The sequence below is a fragment of the Allobosea sp. 10L422 genome (assembly GCF_056395345.1).
Genome location: NZ_JBFTJI010000001.1, coordinates 432,077 through 448,412, shown reverse-complemented (window position 1 = coordinate 448,412; position 16,336 = coordinate 432,077). Strand labels below are relative to the sequence as shown.

At 65.7% G+C, this 16,336-nt stretch carries 15 protein-coding genes; all 15 read right to left on the bottom strand.

Annotation, left to right across the window (positions count from 1 at the left end):
- Positions 1-255 precede the first annotated feature (255 nt).
- The 15 genes from AC1DEZ_RS02140 to AC1DEZ_RS02070 all read right to left on the bottom strand — a co-directional run bounded on the left by AC1DEZ_RS02140 (position 256) and on the right by AC1DEZ_RS02070 (position 16,257).
- Complete coding sequence (locus tag AC1DEZ_RS02140) at positions 256-1,329, bottom strand: ABC transporter ATP-binding protein (RefSeq protein WP_476778443.1); 1,074 nt, start codon at positions 1,327-1,329, stop codon at positions 256-258.
- A gap of 2 nt (positions 1,330-1,331) precedes the next feature.
- Positions 1,332-3,047, bottom strand: a complete 1,716-nt coding sequence (locus tag AC1DEZ_RS02135; RefSeq protein ID WP_476778442.1) for an ABC transporter permease — start codon at positions 3,045-3,047, stop codon at positions 1,332-1,334.
- A gap of 150 nt (positions 3,048-3,197) precedes the next feature.
- On the bottom strand, positions 3,198-4,526 hold the full coding sequence (locus AC1DEZ_RS02130) for an ABC transporter substrate-binding protein (protein ID WP_476778441.1): 1,329 nt from the start codon (positions 4,524-4,526) through the stop codon (positions 3,198-3,200).
- Complete coding sequence (locus AC1DEZ_RS02125) at positions 4,520-5,500, bottom strand: TIGR01459 family HAD-type hydrolase (RefSeq protein WP_476778440.1); 981 nt, start codon at positions 5,498-5,500, stop codon at positions 4,520-4,522. The genes AC1DEZ_RS02130 and AC1DEZ_RS02125 overlap by 7 nt, the downstream gene beginning before the upstream one ends.
- Positions 5,478-6,308: a phosphonate ABC transporter, permease protein PhnE gene (phnE, locus tag AC1DEZ_RS02120; RefSeq protein ID WP_476778439.1), complete on the bottom strand. Its 831-nt coding sequence runs from the start codon at positions 6,306-6,308 to the stop codon at positions 5,478-5,480. The genes AC1DEZ_RS02125 and phnE (AC1DEZ_RS02120) overlap by 23 nt, the downstream gene beginning before the upstream one ends.
- The gene (gene phnE / locus AC1DEZ_RS02115; protein ID WP_476778438.1) at positions 6,305-7,111 is read right to left on the bottom strand and encodes a phosphonate ABC transporter, permease protein PhnE; all 807 of its coding nucleotides are present in this window, start codon (positions 7,109-7,111) and stop codon (positions 6,305-6,307) included. The genes phnE (AC1DEZ_RS02120) and phnE (AC1DEZ_RS02115) overlap by 4 nt, the downstream gene beginning before the upstream one ends.
- Complete coding sequence (gene phnC / locus AC1DEZ_RS02110) at positions 7,108-7,923, bottom strand: phosphonate ABC transporter ATP-binding protein (RefSeq protein WP_476778768.1); 816 nt, start codon at positions 7,921-7,923, stop codon at positions 7,108-7,110. Before phnC ends, phnE (AC1DEZ_RS02115) begins: the two co-directional genes overlap by 4 nt.
- 41 nt (positions 7,924-7,964) lie before the next feature.
- Complete coding sequence (phnD, locus tag AC1DEZ_RS02105) at positions 7,965-8,954, bottom strand: phosphate/phosphite/phosphonate ABC transporter substrate-binding protein (RefSeq protein ID WP_441513181.1); 990 nt, start codon at positions 8,952-8,954, stop codon at positions 7,965-7,967.
- 116 nt (positions 8,955-9,070) lie between these two features.
- Positions 9,071-9,838 (bottom strand): DeoR/GlpR family DNA-binding transcription regulator, encoded by a 768-nt coding sequence (locus AC1DEZ_RS02100; RefSeq protein WP_476778437.1) that lies wholly within the window; start codon positions 9,836-9,838, stop codon positions 9,071-9,073.
- Positions 9,839-10,000: 162 nt separating this feature from the next.
- The gene (locus AC1DEZ_RS02095; RefSeq protein WP_476778436.1) at positions 10,001-10,429 is read right to left on the bottom strand and encodes an NUDIX hydrolase; all 429 of its coding nucleotides are present in this window, start codon (positions 10,427-10,429) and stop codon (positions 10,001-10,003) included.
- 76 nt (positions 10,430-10,505) lie between these two features.
- A complete protein-coding gene (surE, locus tag AC1DEZ_RS02090) occupies positions 10,506-11,285 on the bottom strand; it encodes a 5'/3'-nucleotidase SurE (RefSeq protein ID WP_476778435.1) in 780 nt (259 codons plus the stop codon).
- 3 nt (positions 11,286-11,288) lie between these two features.
- Positions 11,289-12,437 carry an MBL fold metallo-hydrolase gene (locus AC1DEZ_RS02085; protein ID WP_476778434.1) on the bottom strand — a complete coding sequence of 383 codons (1,149 nt, stop codon included), beginning with the start codon at positions 12,435-12,437 and terminating at the stop codon, positions 11,289-11,291.
- 23 nt (positions 12,438-12,460) lie between these two features.
- Complete coding sequence (locus AC1DEZ_RS02080) at positions 12,461-13,552, bottom strand: ABC transporter ATP-binding protein (RefSeq protein ID WP_476778433.1); 1,092 nt, start codon at positions 13,550-13,552, stop codon at positions 12,461-12,463.
- On the bottom strand, positions 13,540-15,246 hold the full coding sequence (locus tag AC1DEZ_RS02075; RefSeq protein ID WP_476778432.1) for an ABC transporter permease: 1,707 nt from the start codon (positions 15,244-15,246) through the stop codon (positions 13,540-13,542). Before AC1DEZ_RS02075 ends, AC1DEZ_RS02080 begins: the two co-directional genes overlap by 13 nt.
- 15 nt (positions 15,247-15,261) lie before the next feature.
- On the bottom strand, positions 15,262-16,257 hold the full coding sequence (locus AC1DEZ_RS02070; RefSeq protein ID WP_441513188.1) for an ABC transporter substrate-binding protein: 996 nt from the start codon (positions 16,255-16,257) through the stop codon (positions 15,262-15,264).
- Positions 16,258-16,336 lie beyond the last annotated feature (79 nt).

The window sequence follows — 16,336 nt, the reverse complement described above, 5'->3', positions numbered from 1 at the left end:
TATGTCGCCGAAGGCCGCTTCGACGGCTTCTGGTCCTCCCGCGCCAAGCTCTATCTCTGGGACCTCGCGGCCGGTTGATGCGGCATCCCGTCGGAGGATGCACGATGCTTGTCGAAGCTCGGCAGGTCCATCAGCGCCTGGAATACCGGGTGCATCACCGGCCCTTTGCGGAGCTTGGCAACGTCAGGTGCCCAAGTAAATTCCGGCGAACTCGCACAGGCGCCGCTTTGGCGGCTTCCCGATTGAGAAGGGTCGTCACTCCTTCAGCCAGAGAAGTGACGTCCGGGACAATGAAACCGTCAACTCTTGCCCGATCTGGAAGATCTCGCGACCGGATTGAAACGGTGTATCCACCGCCACCTCCGTTTCCCCAACCCTGATGAGATATCGGACGCTCGCCCCGAGGAATTCGCGCCCTGCTACGGAGCCAGGTAGCGAGATGCCGTCGGCACTCCCAGCCAGAGTCGCATGCTGCGGGCGAAAGACGAGCTTGGCGCCGGGAGCGACCTCATGGCCAACCGGCAGAACGAGGCCTCCGGCAAGCTCGAAGCCTCGGCCGTCGGCAGTGGTCCGTCCATCGAGGATGTTTGCGCTTCCGAGAAAATTCGCGACGAAAAGATTGGCTGGATTCTCATAGAGCTCCATCGGCGTCCCGACCTGCTGGACGATCCCGTCATTCATGACCGCGATCCGATCGCAGATCGTGTTTGCCTCCTCCTGGTCGTGGGTGACGAAGATCGTGGTCAGGCCGAGACGCTGCTGCAGATCGCGCAATTCGCGGCGTACATGCACCCGCATCTTGGCATCGAGATTGGAGAGCGGCTCGTCGAGCAGCAGCACCTTGGGCTCGACCGCGACGGTACGGGCGACCGCGACACGCTGCTGCTGGCCGCCGGAGAGCTGCGAGGGCCGCCGCTCGGCGAGATGGGCGAGGCCGACGAGGCCCAGTGCCGCCTCGACGCGACGCTCGACCTCGGCGCGCTTCACGCCGCGTTCCTCCAGCCCGAAGGCGACGTTGCGGCGCACCGTCATATGTGGCCACAGCGCATAGGACTGGAAGACCATGCCGACGTCGCGCTTCCACGGCGGCAGGTCGGTGATGGGCTTGCCGCCGACCCGGACCTCGCCGGCATCGGCATGGTTGAAGCCGGCGATCAGGCGCAAGAGCGTGGTCTTGCCGCAGCCGGAGGGGCCGAGGAAGGCGAAGAACTCGCCAGGCTTGATCGCCAGGTTGATGTCCTTGAGCACATGGTTGGTGCCGTAGGAGAGGTTGACGCCTTCGATGTCGACTGAGACGGCGGGTGTGGTCAGGGAGACGGTCGCGTTCATGATCAGTGGCCCATTCCCTTGGCCTTCTGGCTGCGTTCGATGATGAGATGGGAGAGGAAGGTGCAGGCCGCGACGAGGATCACCGCGACGACGCCGAGCGCCGCACCGGGGCCGCGCCCCGCCGCCGACTGCATGAAGACATAGAGCCCATAGGCCAGCGGCGCGTCGGAATTGGACTGCACCAGCATCAGCGTCGCCGAGAGCTCGACGGCCGCCGTCGAGAACGAGGTGACGAAGCCGGCAAGGATGCCGCCAGCCATCAGCGGCACGACGATGCGCCGGACCGTGCGCGCCGTGGTAGCTCCCAGGTTCTCGGCGGCTTCCTCGAGCGAGACCGAGATCTGCTGGAGCGCCGCATAGCAGGCGCGCAGGGCATAGGGCAGGCGCCGGATGGCGAGCGCCATCACGATGGTGATCCAGAGCGCGGCGAGAGGCGTCCCGTCCGGCAGGGTGATGCCGTAGAAGGTCCTGAGATACCCGATGCCGAGCACCACGCCGGGGATCGCAAGCGCGGCAGTCGCCATCCAGTCTAGCCATTCGCGGCCGACGAGCTTGGTCCGCAGCACGAGATAGGCGATGGCGACGCCGAGCACGACGTCGATGCCGCCGGCAATCGTCGCGTAGATCAGCGTGTTCTTGATGTAGACCGAGCTCTCGCCGAAGACGCGGGCGTAATGCGCCGTCGTGAAGGCGTCGGGCAGGGGCGAATAGGACCAGATCGTCGCGAAGGAGAGCAGCAGCAGGCCCAGATGCGGTGCCAGCACTAGCGCGAGGATCAGGATGACGATGCCGTAGCCGAACACGGCCTCCATCGGCGTCATCACCCGCTTGGCGAGGCCGCCGCCGCCGCGCTGCGTCGTGGCGTAATCGCGCCCCTTCAACGCCCTTGCCGAGAGCCACATCGCCGTGACCGAGGCGACGATCAGAACGACCGAGATGACATAACCCATCGGGTCGGCGATGCCGATCGAGGTCACCCGCAGATAGGCCTGCGGCGCCAGCATGTCCTTGACGTTGAGCAGGAGCGGGGTCGCGAGGTCGTCGAAGACCTTGACGAAGACGAGCGAGGCGCCGGCGAGATAGCCCGGCATGGCGAGCGGGAAGACGATCCGCCGAAACAGCCGGAAACCGGAGGAGCCGAGATTCTGCGCGGCCTCTTCCATGGCGCGGTCGACATTGCGGAGCGCCGCCGAGAGATTGATCAGGATGAACGGGAAATAATGGACGGATTGGACGAAGATGACGCCGTTCAGCCCCTCCATGAAGTCGATTTTGAAGCCGAACCAGTCGTCGAGCAGCAGGTTGATCGAACCGTTGCGGCCAAAGAAGAGCTGCATCGCCACCGCCCCGACGAAGGGCGGCATGATCAGCGGCAGGAAGCCGAGTGTCTGGACGATGGCCGCGCCGCGGAAGACGAACCGTGTCGTGAGATAAGCCAGCGGCAGGGCGAAGACCGAGGCCCAGACCACCGACATTGCAGAGACATAGAACGAGTTCCACAACGAGCGCATGAACAGCTCGGTGCGGACAAAGTCGTAGAAGTTCACCAGCGTGAAGGTCGAGGTGCCCTTCTCGGTGAAGGCGACATAGATCACCGTCGCCACCGGCAGCACCAGGAACATCAGGAGGAAGGCGGCGATCGCCAGCGCCAGTGCGATCTGGCCGGGCGTGCCGGCGATGCGACGGGGGCGGGGAGCCGAGGTCGGATTGGCTGTCATGAGATCGCTGCGCGGGCTGTCATCCCGTGCGCGCCGCGGCATGAAAATGCCGCTGCGCAGACACGGGACCGTCTTCAGGAAAGGCGCCTCTTCGTCACGCGGTCCCGCATCTGCGCCGCAGCGCGCTCGGGATGACATGCGCGGGAGAGCTTACTTCGCAGCCTTGAGAGCCTCCTCCGCCTTGGCCCTGGCCTTGGCGTAGTTGTCGCGGGCGAAGCTCGCCCACTGACTCTCGACCTCGGCCTGGCGGGCGCCCTTCTCCTTGGCGCCGGTGAAGGCGCCGCGCAGCTCCGCGCTCGCGGCCTGCGCCTCGCTGACCGGCATGGCGGCGAGCAGCACGCGGGCTTCCTCGGCCAGCGCCTTGGCCTTGTCGTTCGGCTTCTTGGCCAGGGCCGCATCGACCTCGTGCAGCACCTTGCTGACGCCCTTCAGCGCATCGAGCTGGAAGGAGATCAACTGGTCGAACAAGGTGTCGACCACCGCGGTGCGCTGCTCCGACTTGTCGACATCGAAGCCGATCATCTTCTGGAAGCGCGGATCGGTGAAGGGGTTCGGGTAGTCGACGCCGGCCTTGGCATAGACGGCGGGATTGACCGGCAGGCGGCGGATGCCGGGCTCGAGCAGCACCTCCTGGCCGGCGGGCGAGAGCAGGAACTCGATGAAGGCTTCGGCAGCCGCCTTGTTCGGCGGGTTGGCGACGATGCCGACATTGGCCGGGACCACCGTCGTCACGCTCGGATAGACGAACTTCACCGGGAAGCCCGAGGCCTGGGCCGAGAAGGCGAAGAAGTCGATGACGATGCCGACGCCGACCTGGCCGGAATTGACCTGTTCGGGCACGCCGAAGGAGCGCTCGTTGATCGAGCGGAAATTGCCGGCCATCTCCTTGATGGTGCGCCAGCCCTTGTCCCAGCCCTCGCCCTGCAGGATCGTCTCGATCGTCAGGTGGGTCGTTCCGGAGCGCGACGGCGCCGCGATCGCGACATGGTCGTAGAAGATCGGCTTGGCGAGGTCCTGCCACTCCTTGGGCTCGGGCAGTTTGTTGGCCTTGGCATAGCGGTCGTTCCACATGATGCCGTAGCCGGAGGCGGCAAAGCCGAAATAGTAGCCCTGCGGATCGTTGATCGGATAGGAGCCGATCTTGTCGGGGATGCCGGTCGCCTTGGGCTTGTAGGCGGTGAGCAGCTTCTTGCCCTTCAGCACCTCGAAGGCGTCGGGCGCCGAGGCCCAGAACAGGTCGACCTGGTTGTTGGCCTTGGTCTCCTCGACATATTTCACACCGGCATTGGTGTTGCGGTTCTGCACTTCGAGCGTGACGCCCGGAACCGCCTTCTCGAACGCCTTCTTGATTGGATCCGTGACATCCTTCGAGAATGAGGTCACGACCGTGACCTTGCCCGACGACGTCTGGGCGAAGGCCACTGCAGGCAGGCTCACCGCGCCCAGCGCGGCGGCGATCACGAAACGGCGCGTCAACATTGTGAATCTCCCTCCGAGGTATTGTTGGTTGGGGTGAGCCCGGCGGAACTGCTCATTGTTCCACTGTCCGGCTCCCAGGCGAATGTCGGCAGGCAATAGCGCGGCGCGCCGGCGTTGCGGGCGAACAGGTCCTCGCAGCTTCGCCGAAACGCCTGGCTGCCTTCGTTCCAGCTCAGTTCGTCGCGATGAATGCCGCCGGCGATGAAGAGGCAATCCACGCCGGCGCGCGCCGCGCCGGCCAGGTCGTGTTCGAGCGAGTCCCCGATCGCGAGCAGGCGGCTGGGAGGCAATCCCAGCCGCTCCAGACAGGTGCGATAGATGCGCGCCTCCGGCTTGCCGTGATAATGCACCGTCCCGCCCATCCGCTCATAGGCGAGAGCGACTGCTCCGGGCGCCTCGAGCAGACGCCCGCCCGGATGGATACGGTGGCGATCCGGGTTGCCGCAGATCATCGGCAGCCCCAGTCGCAGAGCTCGTTCGAGTACGGGCCGCCACCCGGCGGACGACTGCCTCTCGGCATCGATGCTGAGCGTGAAGAGAAAATCCGCCTCCTCGGGGGCTTCCACGAGGGTGAGGCCCAGGCCGTCGGCGAGATGTTGCTCGCCGGGCCGCGTGAGCGGCAGGCAACGCTGGCCGAGGTCTCGGTAGCCGGGCTCATCACGCCTCAACAGCGCATCCCGGGCATCGTCGCCGGCGGAAACCACAACGTCGTAGAGGTCGCGGTGAAAGCCCATACTGGCGAGGATCGCGTCGTTCTCGCTGCCTCCGCGTCCCGAGTTCGAGAGGATGATGACGCGCTTGCCGGCTGCTCGGAGCGCCCGAAGGCAGGCCACGGCTCCTTCGTGAGCGGCAGCGCCGTCGTGCAGCACCCCCCACTGATCTAGCAGGAAACCGTCGTAACGCCTGGCCAGCTGCGCCACGCCCTCCACGAAGATTGTCTGCCCATGCAGATCAGACGATGCGAGAGCGGACATAGGCCGAAAGCGCCTCGCTGATGATGACGATGCCGAGGATGGCGATCAGGATCACGATCGCCTGCGACCAAGCGAATTGGTTGATCGAGGCGTAGAGCAGGAGCCCGATGCCGCCAGCGCCGACGAAGCCGAGCACGCTCGACTCCCGCACATTGATGTCCCAGCGATAAATCGAGGTGCCGATCAGCACCGGCAGGATCTGCGGGAGGATCGCGATGCCATAGACCTGCAAGGTGCTTGCGCCGGTCGATTCCACCGCCTCGATCTGGCCGCCATCGACCTCCTCGATCGCCTCGGCGACGAGCTTGGCGATGAAGCCGATCGAGCGGGCCGCCACCGCGCAGATGCCGGCGACCGGCCCCGGCCCGAAGATCGCGACGAAGAGGAGGCCCCAGATCACCGTGTTGATCGAGCGGGACAGCACCAGCATGGAGCGTCCGATGAGCCAGGTCACCTGGTTGTAGGTGGTGTTGCGCGCCGCGAGGAAGGCGACCGGTAGCGCGAAGACGATGGCGATCATCGTGCCGAGCGTCGCGATGTGCAGCGTCTCGATCAGCGGCTGGACGATGCGCGGCAGATAGGACCAGCGCGGCGGCCACATCCGCGAGATCAGGTCGGCCGCCTGCTCGTGGGCATCGGCGAAGAAGGCCCACTCGATGTCGAGCGCCGAGACCGACCACGCCGCAGCGACCGCGATGCCGCCGAGCCAGAGCCAGTGCACGATGCGCTCGCGCAGCGAATAGCGTTCCCACTGGTCGGGATAGCGGCGCATCGGCGCGCGGTCCTGCGGGAGCTGATGCGCCGTCATCTCAGCCTCCGCCTGGCCCAGTCGCTGAACCATTCGCCGAAGGCGACCATCGCCGCGATCGTCAGCAGGATCGCGCTGGCGAAGTCGAAATCATAGCGCGAGAACGAGGCCGACAGCGTCTGGCCGATGCCGCCGGCCCCGACGATGCCGATCACGGTCGAATGCCGGAGGTTGGAATCGAGCCGGTAGATCAGCACGCCCAGCGTCTTGACCAGGACCTGCGGGACGACCGCGTAGAAGAAGGTCTGGCCGAAGCTTGCGCCGGTGGCACGGATCGCCTCGACCGGGCCCGGCTTCATGTTCTCGATATCCTCGGCCAGCATCTTGCCGAGGAAGATCGCCGAGGAGAAGGCGAGCGTCAGCAAGCCGGCGACCGGGCCGAAGCCGAACAGCTTCACGAAGAAGATCGCGATGATGACCTCGTGGAAGGTCCGCCCCGTGACGATGAAGGCACGTGCCAGCAGATAGAGCGGCCGGGGCGAGAGATTGGCCGCGGCCGCGATGCCGATCGGGATCGACAGCACCGCGCCGATGATCGTCGCGGCGATGGCGATCTGCACGCTCTCGACCATGCCGGTCAGCAATAGCTGCCAGCGGCCGAAATCAGGTGGAACCATGCGTGCGAGGATCGTCCAGGCGCGCGGCAGGCCGGCGAGGATGCGGGCCGTGTCGACATTGAGCGTCGAGAGCGACCAGACCAGATAGGCAACCACCAGCATCCAGAATACCAGCCGCCGGCCGGGGCTGCCAAAGATGCTGGGCGCACGCCATTTGCTGGGATGGGAGGCTGCCGCCACCGTCATGACAGTGCGCCGAGCGGGGCCATCGTAGCGCTCGCGGGAGAAGTCTCGGCCTCCTCGTCCGTCGGGCTCGACCAGTCCTCCTCGCCATAGATTCGCGTCAGCGCCGCATCGGTCAGGGCCGGGGCCTCCGCATCAAAGACGACCAACCCGTCCTTCATGCCGATGATGCGGTCGGCATGGGCGCGGGCGAGCGCGACGTCGTGGATATTGATGATGGCCGGCGTCTGGCGCTCCGCGACGAGCTCGCGCACGAGGCGCATGATCTGGCGCGACGTCTTGGGATCGAGGCTCGCGGTTGGCTCGTCGAGGAGCAGCAGGTCCGGCCGCTGCATCAGGGCGCGTGCGATGCCGACACGCTGGCGCTGCCCGCCGGAGAGCGCGTCCGCCCGCTGGTTGTGGTAGCCATCGAGGCCGACGCGGTCGAGCAGGGCGAAGGCCGCCTGGATGTCCTCGGGCGGGAAGCGGTAGCGCAACGAGGCAAGGAGGCCGGTATAGCCGAGCCGCCCCGACAACACGTTCTGCATGACGCTGAGCCGCTCGACCAGATTGTATTCCTGGAAGATCATGCCGATGCGGCGCCGTGCGGCGCGCAGGCCACGCCGGTCGAGCGCGACGATATCCTCGCCGGTGAGCCGCACGCTGCCCGCAGTCGGCTCGACCAGCCGATTGATGCAGCGGATGAACGTGCTCTTGCCGGCCCCCGAGGAGCCGATCACCGCCACGAGCTGCGGCCTGTCGATCACGACATCGACCCCGCCGAGGGCCTTCTTGCCGGTTGGATAGACCTTGGTCAGCCCCTCGACGGCCAGCAGCGGCGCGCCGCTGCCTGCCGCCGCCCCGAACGCCGCCGACATCAATCGCCCTTCAGCTTCGAGAGGCCGTCCTGGGTATAGGTGATGCCGCTGTTGCTCTGGATCAGGATGATGTCGCTCCAGGCGTCCTTGTAGCTGAGCTCCTTGAAGCCTTTGGTGTCCTTGAACTCCTTGGCGAGCGCGGAATTAAGGAAGTCGAAGGTCAGGAAGGCCTGCTTGATCCTGGCCTGCAGCTCGGGCTTGAGGTCATGGGCGAGACCGAAGGCCGTGCGCGGGAACGGGCTCGACTCATAGACGATGCGGATGTCGTCGCGCTTGAACATGCCGCGATCGGCCATACGCTCGACGACGCTGGAGGCGACCGGCGCCGCGTCATAGTCCTTGTTGACCACGCCCATGATCGAGTTGTCGTGCTTGCCCGAATAGAGGACCTCGTAGTCCTTGCCGGGTACGACGCCCTTCTCCTTGAACAGGATGCGCGGCGCGGTGTCGCCGGAGTTCGACGAGGGCGCGACATGGGCCACGCGCTTGCCCTTGAGATCAGCGATGCTCTTGATCGGCGAATCCTTCGGCACGATGAGCTGGAGCGTGTAGCCGATCGAATCGTCCTTCTTCGCCATTGCGACAATCGGCACGAAGCCTGCGAGATTGACCGCAAACGGCGTCGGTCCACTGGCGACGCCCGCGATGTGAAGGCGCCCGGAGCGCATCGCCTCGACCTGCGCGGCATAGGACTCGGCGCCGAACCATTTGATCTTCTTGCCGGTGACCTTGCTCAGATGGGCGAGGAAGTCGGCGAAGACGTTTTCGTAGACCGACGGATCTTCGACCGGCGTGTAGGAGAAGATCAGCGTATCGGGGTCTTTCTGTTTCGCCGCATCGGTCGGCGTGTCGGCGAGCAAGTCGCGATTGGCGTCGCAATAGCGTGCATCGAGCGTCCCGCGGTTCGCACAATCCTGCGCCTGCGCGGAGCCCGCGAGCCCGACACCAAGAGCGAACAGGCAAAGGAACGCGGTTTTGACGCGCAGCATGGCAACCTCCCCGGAAGCGGCGCCTGTGAACAGCGCTCGTGTAAGATTTCTTCCATCCTGATCAATATCGATCAGCGTGACAAGGGTTGCCGGCTACTCAGATGCCACTGCGCCTCCTAGGCGACCAGCCAGCGACTGCCGCTCTTGAGCCAGGCTTGGCGTAGCGGCTCGGTCGGTGCGGCATCGACGACGAACAGGTCTACCATGCCTGGCTCGGCGATCCTGGCGGTGCCGACTTGGCCGAACTTGCTGTGGTCTGCGAGCACGGCCGTCTGACGAGACCGGGCCATCGCCGCCTGACGAACGGCAATCTTCTCGAGATCGAAGTCCATCGGCGCACCGTCGTCGTCGAAACCACCGGCGCCGAGAATCGCATAGTCGAAGCGGAAACCCGCAATCATGCTGATGGCCTGCTGGCCAACGAGGGACCCGTTGGCACCGCGGGTGATTCCGCCTGTGACCACGACCTCGAACACGCCGCCCTGGCAGAAGATCTGTGCGACCGAAACACTTGCGGTCACGACACGCAGTCCCGGCTTCCCTAGCAATGCACGGGCTGCGGCTTCTACAGTGGTGCCAACGTCGAGGAACACCGAAGCGCCTGGTGGAACGACGTCCGCCAGAGCCGCTCCGATCCGCTGCTTGCCCTTGGGGGAAATGGTGAGTTTCTGGGCGTAGGCCGAGCGGATGCCGCCCGACGCCAGGCCGGCGCCGCCATGGAAGCGTTGCAGATAATTCTGTTCCTGCAGACGGATGATTTCGCGCCTGATTGTCTGGGTCGACACGCCGAAGCGAGCTGCGAGAGTCTCGATCGTCGTGAAGCCGACTTCCTGCACAACGGCGAGAATCTGTTTCTGGCGAGAGGTGAGGCCGAGCGTCGGCATATAGCTCCACCGGCAATGGGGGGAAGTTCGATTCCGAGCCCTAGTAACAACGAATGAAAATATGGGCCAAGCCCTGTCGTGCCGCGCATCGGTGCATCCTATGCGAATGCGGCATTCGGCCTCGCCAAGCGCCCGACGGATGCAACATTGGCTAGGTTGGCATCAGAGCTTCAGCGTAGCCAGCACCTTTCTAAGTCCCGGCTCTTCCACAAGGTCGGCCGCGTCCTTCAGGCTAAACCAATGTCGCAGGCGCTGTGCCTGTTCGGGCCACTGGGACAACTGCTCTGTAACAAGCAAGGGATAGAGGCGAACTTTGCAGAGCCTGAATTCGGCTTCCATTCGCTTCCAATAGAGATACCGCCCGACGGCCTTCTTTTTCATCAGCCCAACCGCGCCAGCCTCTTCACGCGCCTCTCTTGCTGCCGCGTCATGAGCTTTCAGTCTCTTGATCGGCCACCCCTTTGGCACGGTCCAGCGTTTTGTCGAACGCGTAGTGACGAGCAGAACCTCCCAAGAACCGGCGGCTGTCCGTCGAAGCGGTAACGCTCCGACTTGCAGATTAGCCTTGCCGTTTTCCCGGGGTTTTTTCATTGCACCAGTGTGGTTTCGAGACGCCGCGCTTTCTGGCGGACTCACAGGAGCCCGGCGAGACGATCTCGCCAAGACGCTATTGCTCAGCTGTCGCGACCGGGGCAGGGGACAGCGCGGCGTTGAGCCCGGCGGCGAAGCCGTCAGGCAGCGGCGCCCCATCGATCCAGCAATGGCGGACGATGGCGATCCGGCCCGAATCGATCAGGCTGTTTTCGTCGCCGGGCCGGCTCGTATGAGGCCGGCCGCGCCGGATGCGCCAGATGATGCGCTCGCCATCATCTGACTTTACATCGGCCGCTCCTGCGATCTTGTCGCGGCCAATCGTGGCGAGGCCTGCCTCTGCCGGCAGGTCTTTCGGCAGGTTGACGCTGAGATAGGCGCCCTCGCGGCTCCAGAGCGCGCGACGCTGCCAGAGATTCTCGATCAGGGCGGCGAGTGCCGTGATATCCCGTTCCTCGGATGCGCCGCCCTTGGTACGCGAGAATCCAATCGCCGGAACGTCCCAGAAGCTCGCCTCGCGCGCAATTGAAAGCGTGCCGGAATAGGCGGCGTCTTCGGCGGCGTTGCGACCGTCGTTGACACCGGACAGGACGAGATCGGGACGGCCTCCATCGCGGAACAGCACGGTCATGGCGGCGACGACGCAATCGGCCGGGGTGCCGTCCAACGCGTAGACCTGCTGCTCGCGACGGGTCAGCGTCAGGTCGCGATCGAAGGAGAGATGGTGGCTTGCTGCCGTCCATTTCCGCTCGGGGGCGACGACCCAGATATCGGACGCCACGCGGGAGGCGGCCTGACGGAGCAGAGCGATCCCGGCCGCGTTGATGCCGTCGTCATTGGCGATGAGGATGCGCATGGCTCAGATCTCGATCTTGTCGCCGGGCTTCAAGTCGGCCACGAGGCGGGGGATGGTGGCGGCGAGATGGCGGGCAGTTGTGGCGTCGCAGGAATGGGCGAGCACGCGACCGGCGCCGTTGGCCGCGGCGATGGCGGCATTCTCCGGCAGCGTGGGATGGGTTGGGAACCGCAGCCAATCGGCTTTTCCGGCAGCGCGCAACGCATCGGCCGGGCTGCCTTTCGGGATATGGCCGGTCAGCAGCACAGGATGCCCCGCGCGCTCCGCCTGGTGGAGCGCAGCCTTGGAGGGACCTGCGAGCCCCATTCCGTCGTCACAGAGCAGGGCGGCCGGAGGCAGCGGCTGCCCCTCTTCCCAGAGGAGTGCAGCGGCGAGGCGGTGCGACAAAACCTCGGCGATGCCGGGCTTCAGCCAGCCGCTGGCGGCGATCTGTGCGGCAAGGGCGTTTCGCATCGAAGGGTGGATTGCGATCGGCCCCCCGATCAGCCCGATCAGTTCGATTGAACGGCCGGATAGCGGGGTCGGCAAGACACTCCCTTGCGGATGGCGGTCCAGCCAGCGCGTGATGGCAGCGCCACGCTCGGCGGCGGGGACATTGTCGGCACCATAGGACGCATCGACGAGCAACAGGTCGCTGGCTGGCAGCGGGTCCATCGCGAAGACGGGGCTGGCCGGCACGACATCGCCGCAGTAAACAAGCCCGCGCCCGCCCGCGGAAAGATGGCACCAGACGCCGCCCACGACATGGCCGCTGCGGCCCGTATGAATGGTCAGCGGACCGATGGCGAATTCCCGGCCGGGCGCGATGGTCTCGATAGCGGCCATCCGCACGAGCGCATGCTCTTGCGGCGTCGCATAGGCGGCGAGTGTGGCGTCGGCTTCAGCCGCACTCTCGGTCGTCATCAGGATCCGGCCCATAAAGCCATGCGCGAGGCACCAGCCCAGTGCCGCGACATGGTCCTCATGGGCATGAGTGACGATGATCGCATCAAGGCGCTCGAGCTCGGACGGGCTGATCGCAGGGTAGTAGCCAGGGCCTCGCGGCACGCTGGTGTCGACACCAGCATCGAGCAGAAGACGCGTCCCGCCTTCCTCAACGCCGATGCAGGTGCGGCCCTTCTCGCCGACGCCGCCATGAATGGTCAGTTTCATACGCAGATCTCATACGGCCGATGTCATGCGGCCTTGTCCGTGACGCCGTGCTCCGGAATCACCCAGCCGTCATTGATGGCGATGCGGATCGCCTCGCCTGCCTGGGCCGGGGCCGGCTCGGCGGCGTCGAGATGCAGGATGACACCTTCGTTCGCGGCCGGCCGTGCCTCGAGCCGAAAGTACCCGCCCTGATAGGACAGCCGCTCGACATCGGCGGAAAGGCCGCTGTCTCCTGCGGGCGCGATGCCGATGTCGCGTGCACGCAGGCAGAGCTTCGCCCGTTCGGTGACGGTCTGGTCGGGCCGGCAGCGCACTACCGCCTCCACGCCGAGCACGCTGACCTTGCAGCGGCCGGCCTGCGGCGCGGAGAGCACCGCCGCCGGCAGGACCATGCCCTCGCCGATGAAGCCGGCGACGAGGGCGTTCGCGGGTTCCCGGTAAAGCATGGAAGGCGTAGCGAGCTGGAGCAGCCGGCCACGGTCCATCACGGCGATGCGGTCGGCCAGCGCCATCGCCTCGGCCTGGTCGTGGGTGATGTAGACCATGGTCGTTCCCGTGCGCTCGTGGAAGCGGGCGAACTCGTCCTCCATCGAAGCGCGCAAATGCACGTCGAGATTGGCGAGAGGCTCGTCGAGCAGCACCAGCGAGGGCTCGGTCACGAGGCACCGGGCGAGCGCGACGCGCTGGCGCTGGCCGCCGGAGAGCATGCCGGGGCGGCGCTCGGCAAAGCCGTTCAGGCCGACGAGCTCGAGCGCTGAAGCGACGCGGCGCGCCCGCTCGGGATCGCGCACGCCGGCGACGGTGAGTCCATAGGCGACGTTCTCCGCCACCGTCATATGCGGCCAGAGCGCATAGGACTGGAAGACGATACCGAGCTTGCGGTGCTCGGGCGGAACATGGGATTCCGCTGACGAGACCAGCCGGTCGCCGATGCGTATCGAGCCGCCGTCGAGCTTGTCGAAACCGGCGATCTGACGCAGCAGCGTGGTCTTGCCGCAGCCAGAGGCGCCGAGCACGGCGAGGAATTCGCCGTCCGCGACATCGATCGAGACGTCGTCGAGTGCGATAAAGGAGCCGAAGCGCTTCTGCGCCCGGTCGATGGTTAGTCGCGCCACGGCAGGACTCCCTGGGGCAATCTCTGGGCGAAGAGGGTGGTGGAAGCCATCAGCCCGACGGTGACGAGCACGGTGATCGTCGCCAGCGCCGAGGCATAGGTGGAATCACCGCCCTGCTCGAACGAGAAGACCACGACGCCCAGCGTCTCGGCCCCCGACGACCAGAGCAGTGCGGAGACGGTGAGTTCGTTGAAGGCGGTCAGGAAGATCAACAGCGCTCCGGCGACCGCGGCAGGGGCGACCAACGGAAAGATGACCGTGACGAGGCGGCGCGGCAGGCTGGCACCCGCAATCTGTGCAGCCTCCTCCAGTGTGCGATCGACCTGAAGATATCCGCTGACGACCGGTCTCAGGCCAAGCACGAGGAAACGGGCGAGATAAGCGAAAACGATGATCCAGACGGTGTTGTAAAGCGAGATACCGAAGATCGGTCTGAGGAAGAGCAGAATGGCGGCGATTGCGAGCACGACGCCCGGCATCGCATAGGGCAGCTCGGCGGCAAGGTTCAGCAGGCGCAGGGTCCGGGATTTCTTCCAGACGAGGAAATAGCCGAGCGGCACGCAGATCAGCACGATGGCGAGCGCCGCCCCGGCCGACATCAGGAAGCTGTTGACGAAGGCGCGCTTCGAGGCGGCGTGCTCGATCAGCACATAGGCATAATTGGCGAGCGTCGCCGTCGCTGCATTGAGCGGCACGCCGAAGGCCGGGATCAGCGACGTCGTCAGCAGGCCGAGGAAGGGCAGCGCCAGGACGAGGACCGCGAAGGTCCAGAGCAGGATCTCGACCGGCGCCCGCCAACGGCCGAGCTCGAAGGGCCGCGCGGCGGTGGAGGTCGTGGTGATGCGGAAATCGCGACGGCGCATCATGAAATCCTGCAGCAGGATGCCCGCCATCGCGATGGCGCCGATCAGCAGGGAGAGGATCGCGACTTCGGAGAGCACGCCAGGGCCGAGGCCGGCCAGGCGCTGATAGATCAGCGTCGGCAACACCAGAAAGTTGCCGGGGATGCCGAGGAAGGCCGGTATGCCGAAATTGCCGAGGCAGGAGACGAAGCAGAGCGCTATGCCGGCGACGAGGGGCGGCGTCATCAGCGGCAGCACGACGGTGCGCAGCACCGTGAGCGGGCCGGCGCCGGCGGCAAGCCCGGCCTCGATCAGTTCCTTGGGCAGAGCGCGAAGCCCCGCACGCAGGGTCAGAAAGACCAGTGGCGCATATTGGATGCCGAGCAGCAGTATGATGCCTTCGCGCGAATAGAGCGGGTTGCGGCTGCCGAGCGGCGGAGCCAGTCCGATCACCTTGAGCAGGGTGCTCGACGGGCCGAAGAGCTGCAGCCAGGCGAGAGCCGTGACCTGCGGCGCGATCATCAGCGGCAGGACGAAGCAGAAAGTGAAGGCGTTGCGGGCGCGGATGTCGGTCAGCGTCGCGATCAGCGCGACCGCGCCGCCGATCAGGACCGCGAGCACGGTGCCTGCTATCGCCGTGACGAGGCTGTTCCAGGTCGCAGTCCAGGTCGCCGGGCTGGCGAGCACCTTGCCGAGCGCGGTCGTCGAGAGCTGGCCGCCAGGGGCGAAGCCCTCGACGACCAGTCGCCCGATCGGTAGCAGCGACAGTACGGCGACGAGACCGACGAGACCCCAGAGAAGGCCCGCCTCCTCGACGCGCGTACGAAGCGTCGCGGTATCAGCGAGGGACATGCGCACCCAGCCGGCTCAGTTGCCGAACATGGTGGCGAAGCGGGCCTTGTCGGCCTCCGTCGCCTTGACCACGGCCGGGATGTCCGAGGCCATCACATTGATCTTGGTGCCCTCCGGCAGCCAAGACGGCGAGCCGACGCTGGGCTTGGCCGGAATGTAGCCCATGGCGAGCGCCAGCTTCTGGCCGTCATCGGAGAGGATGAAGTCGACGAAGGCCTTGGCGGCAGCCACGTTCTTGGTCGTCTTCACGATGGCGACGGGCTCGGTTACGGCGGGGGCGCCCTCCTTCGGGAAAACGAAGTCGATCGGCGAACCCTGCTTCTTGGCGTTGTAGGCCATGAAATCGACCAGCACGCCATAGGCCTTCTCGCCGGTGGCGACCGAGCGCAGCACCGCGCCATTGCCGCGCACCGCCACGGCCTCGTTGGCCCTCAGCCCCTCGAACAGCTTCCAGCCGAGATCGGGACGCGCCGTCATCGTCGACAGCATGATCGCCGCAGCGCCCGAATAGAGCGGGCTCGGCATCGAGATCTGTCCCTTGTAGCCCGGCTTGTCGAGATCGGCCCAGGAAGCCGGTTTCTCCTTCGCGGCGGTATTGTAGGCGATCCCGGTCGTAATCAGCTTGGAGCCGAAATAGCTCTTGTCCTTGTCAAAGGACCCTTCCAGCAGGCCTTCGGTCTTCGCGCCGGGATAGGCGAGAAGCTGGTTCTGTGCCTTCAGGATTTCCATGCTCGCCGCGTCCGCGATCAGCAACACGTCCGCGCCGGGCTGGCCGGCGGAAATCTCGGCCGCGAGCTTGCCCATCACCTCGGTCGTGCCGGAGCGGAAAATGTCGATCTCGACATTGGGGTAGGCCTTCTTGAAGGCTGCGGTGGTCTGGGCGGCATCCTTCTCGGGCTGTGAGGTATAGAGCACCAGCTTGCCCGAGGGCGCCTGGGCGAAGGCCGGGGCAGCCGCGAGCAGGGTGCCGAAGGCGGCGGCGATCAGGAACCTGCGTTTCGTCGGGGTCATCGTTCTGTCTCCTCCGTTATTTGCCGCCGACCTTTACGCCTGTCGCGTCGGTCGATCTCGATCATCGATGGTCTATGGC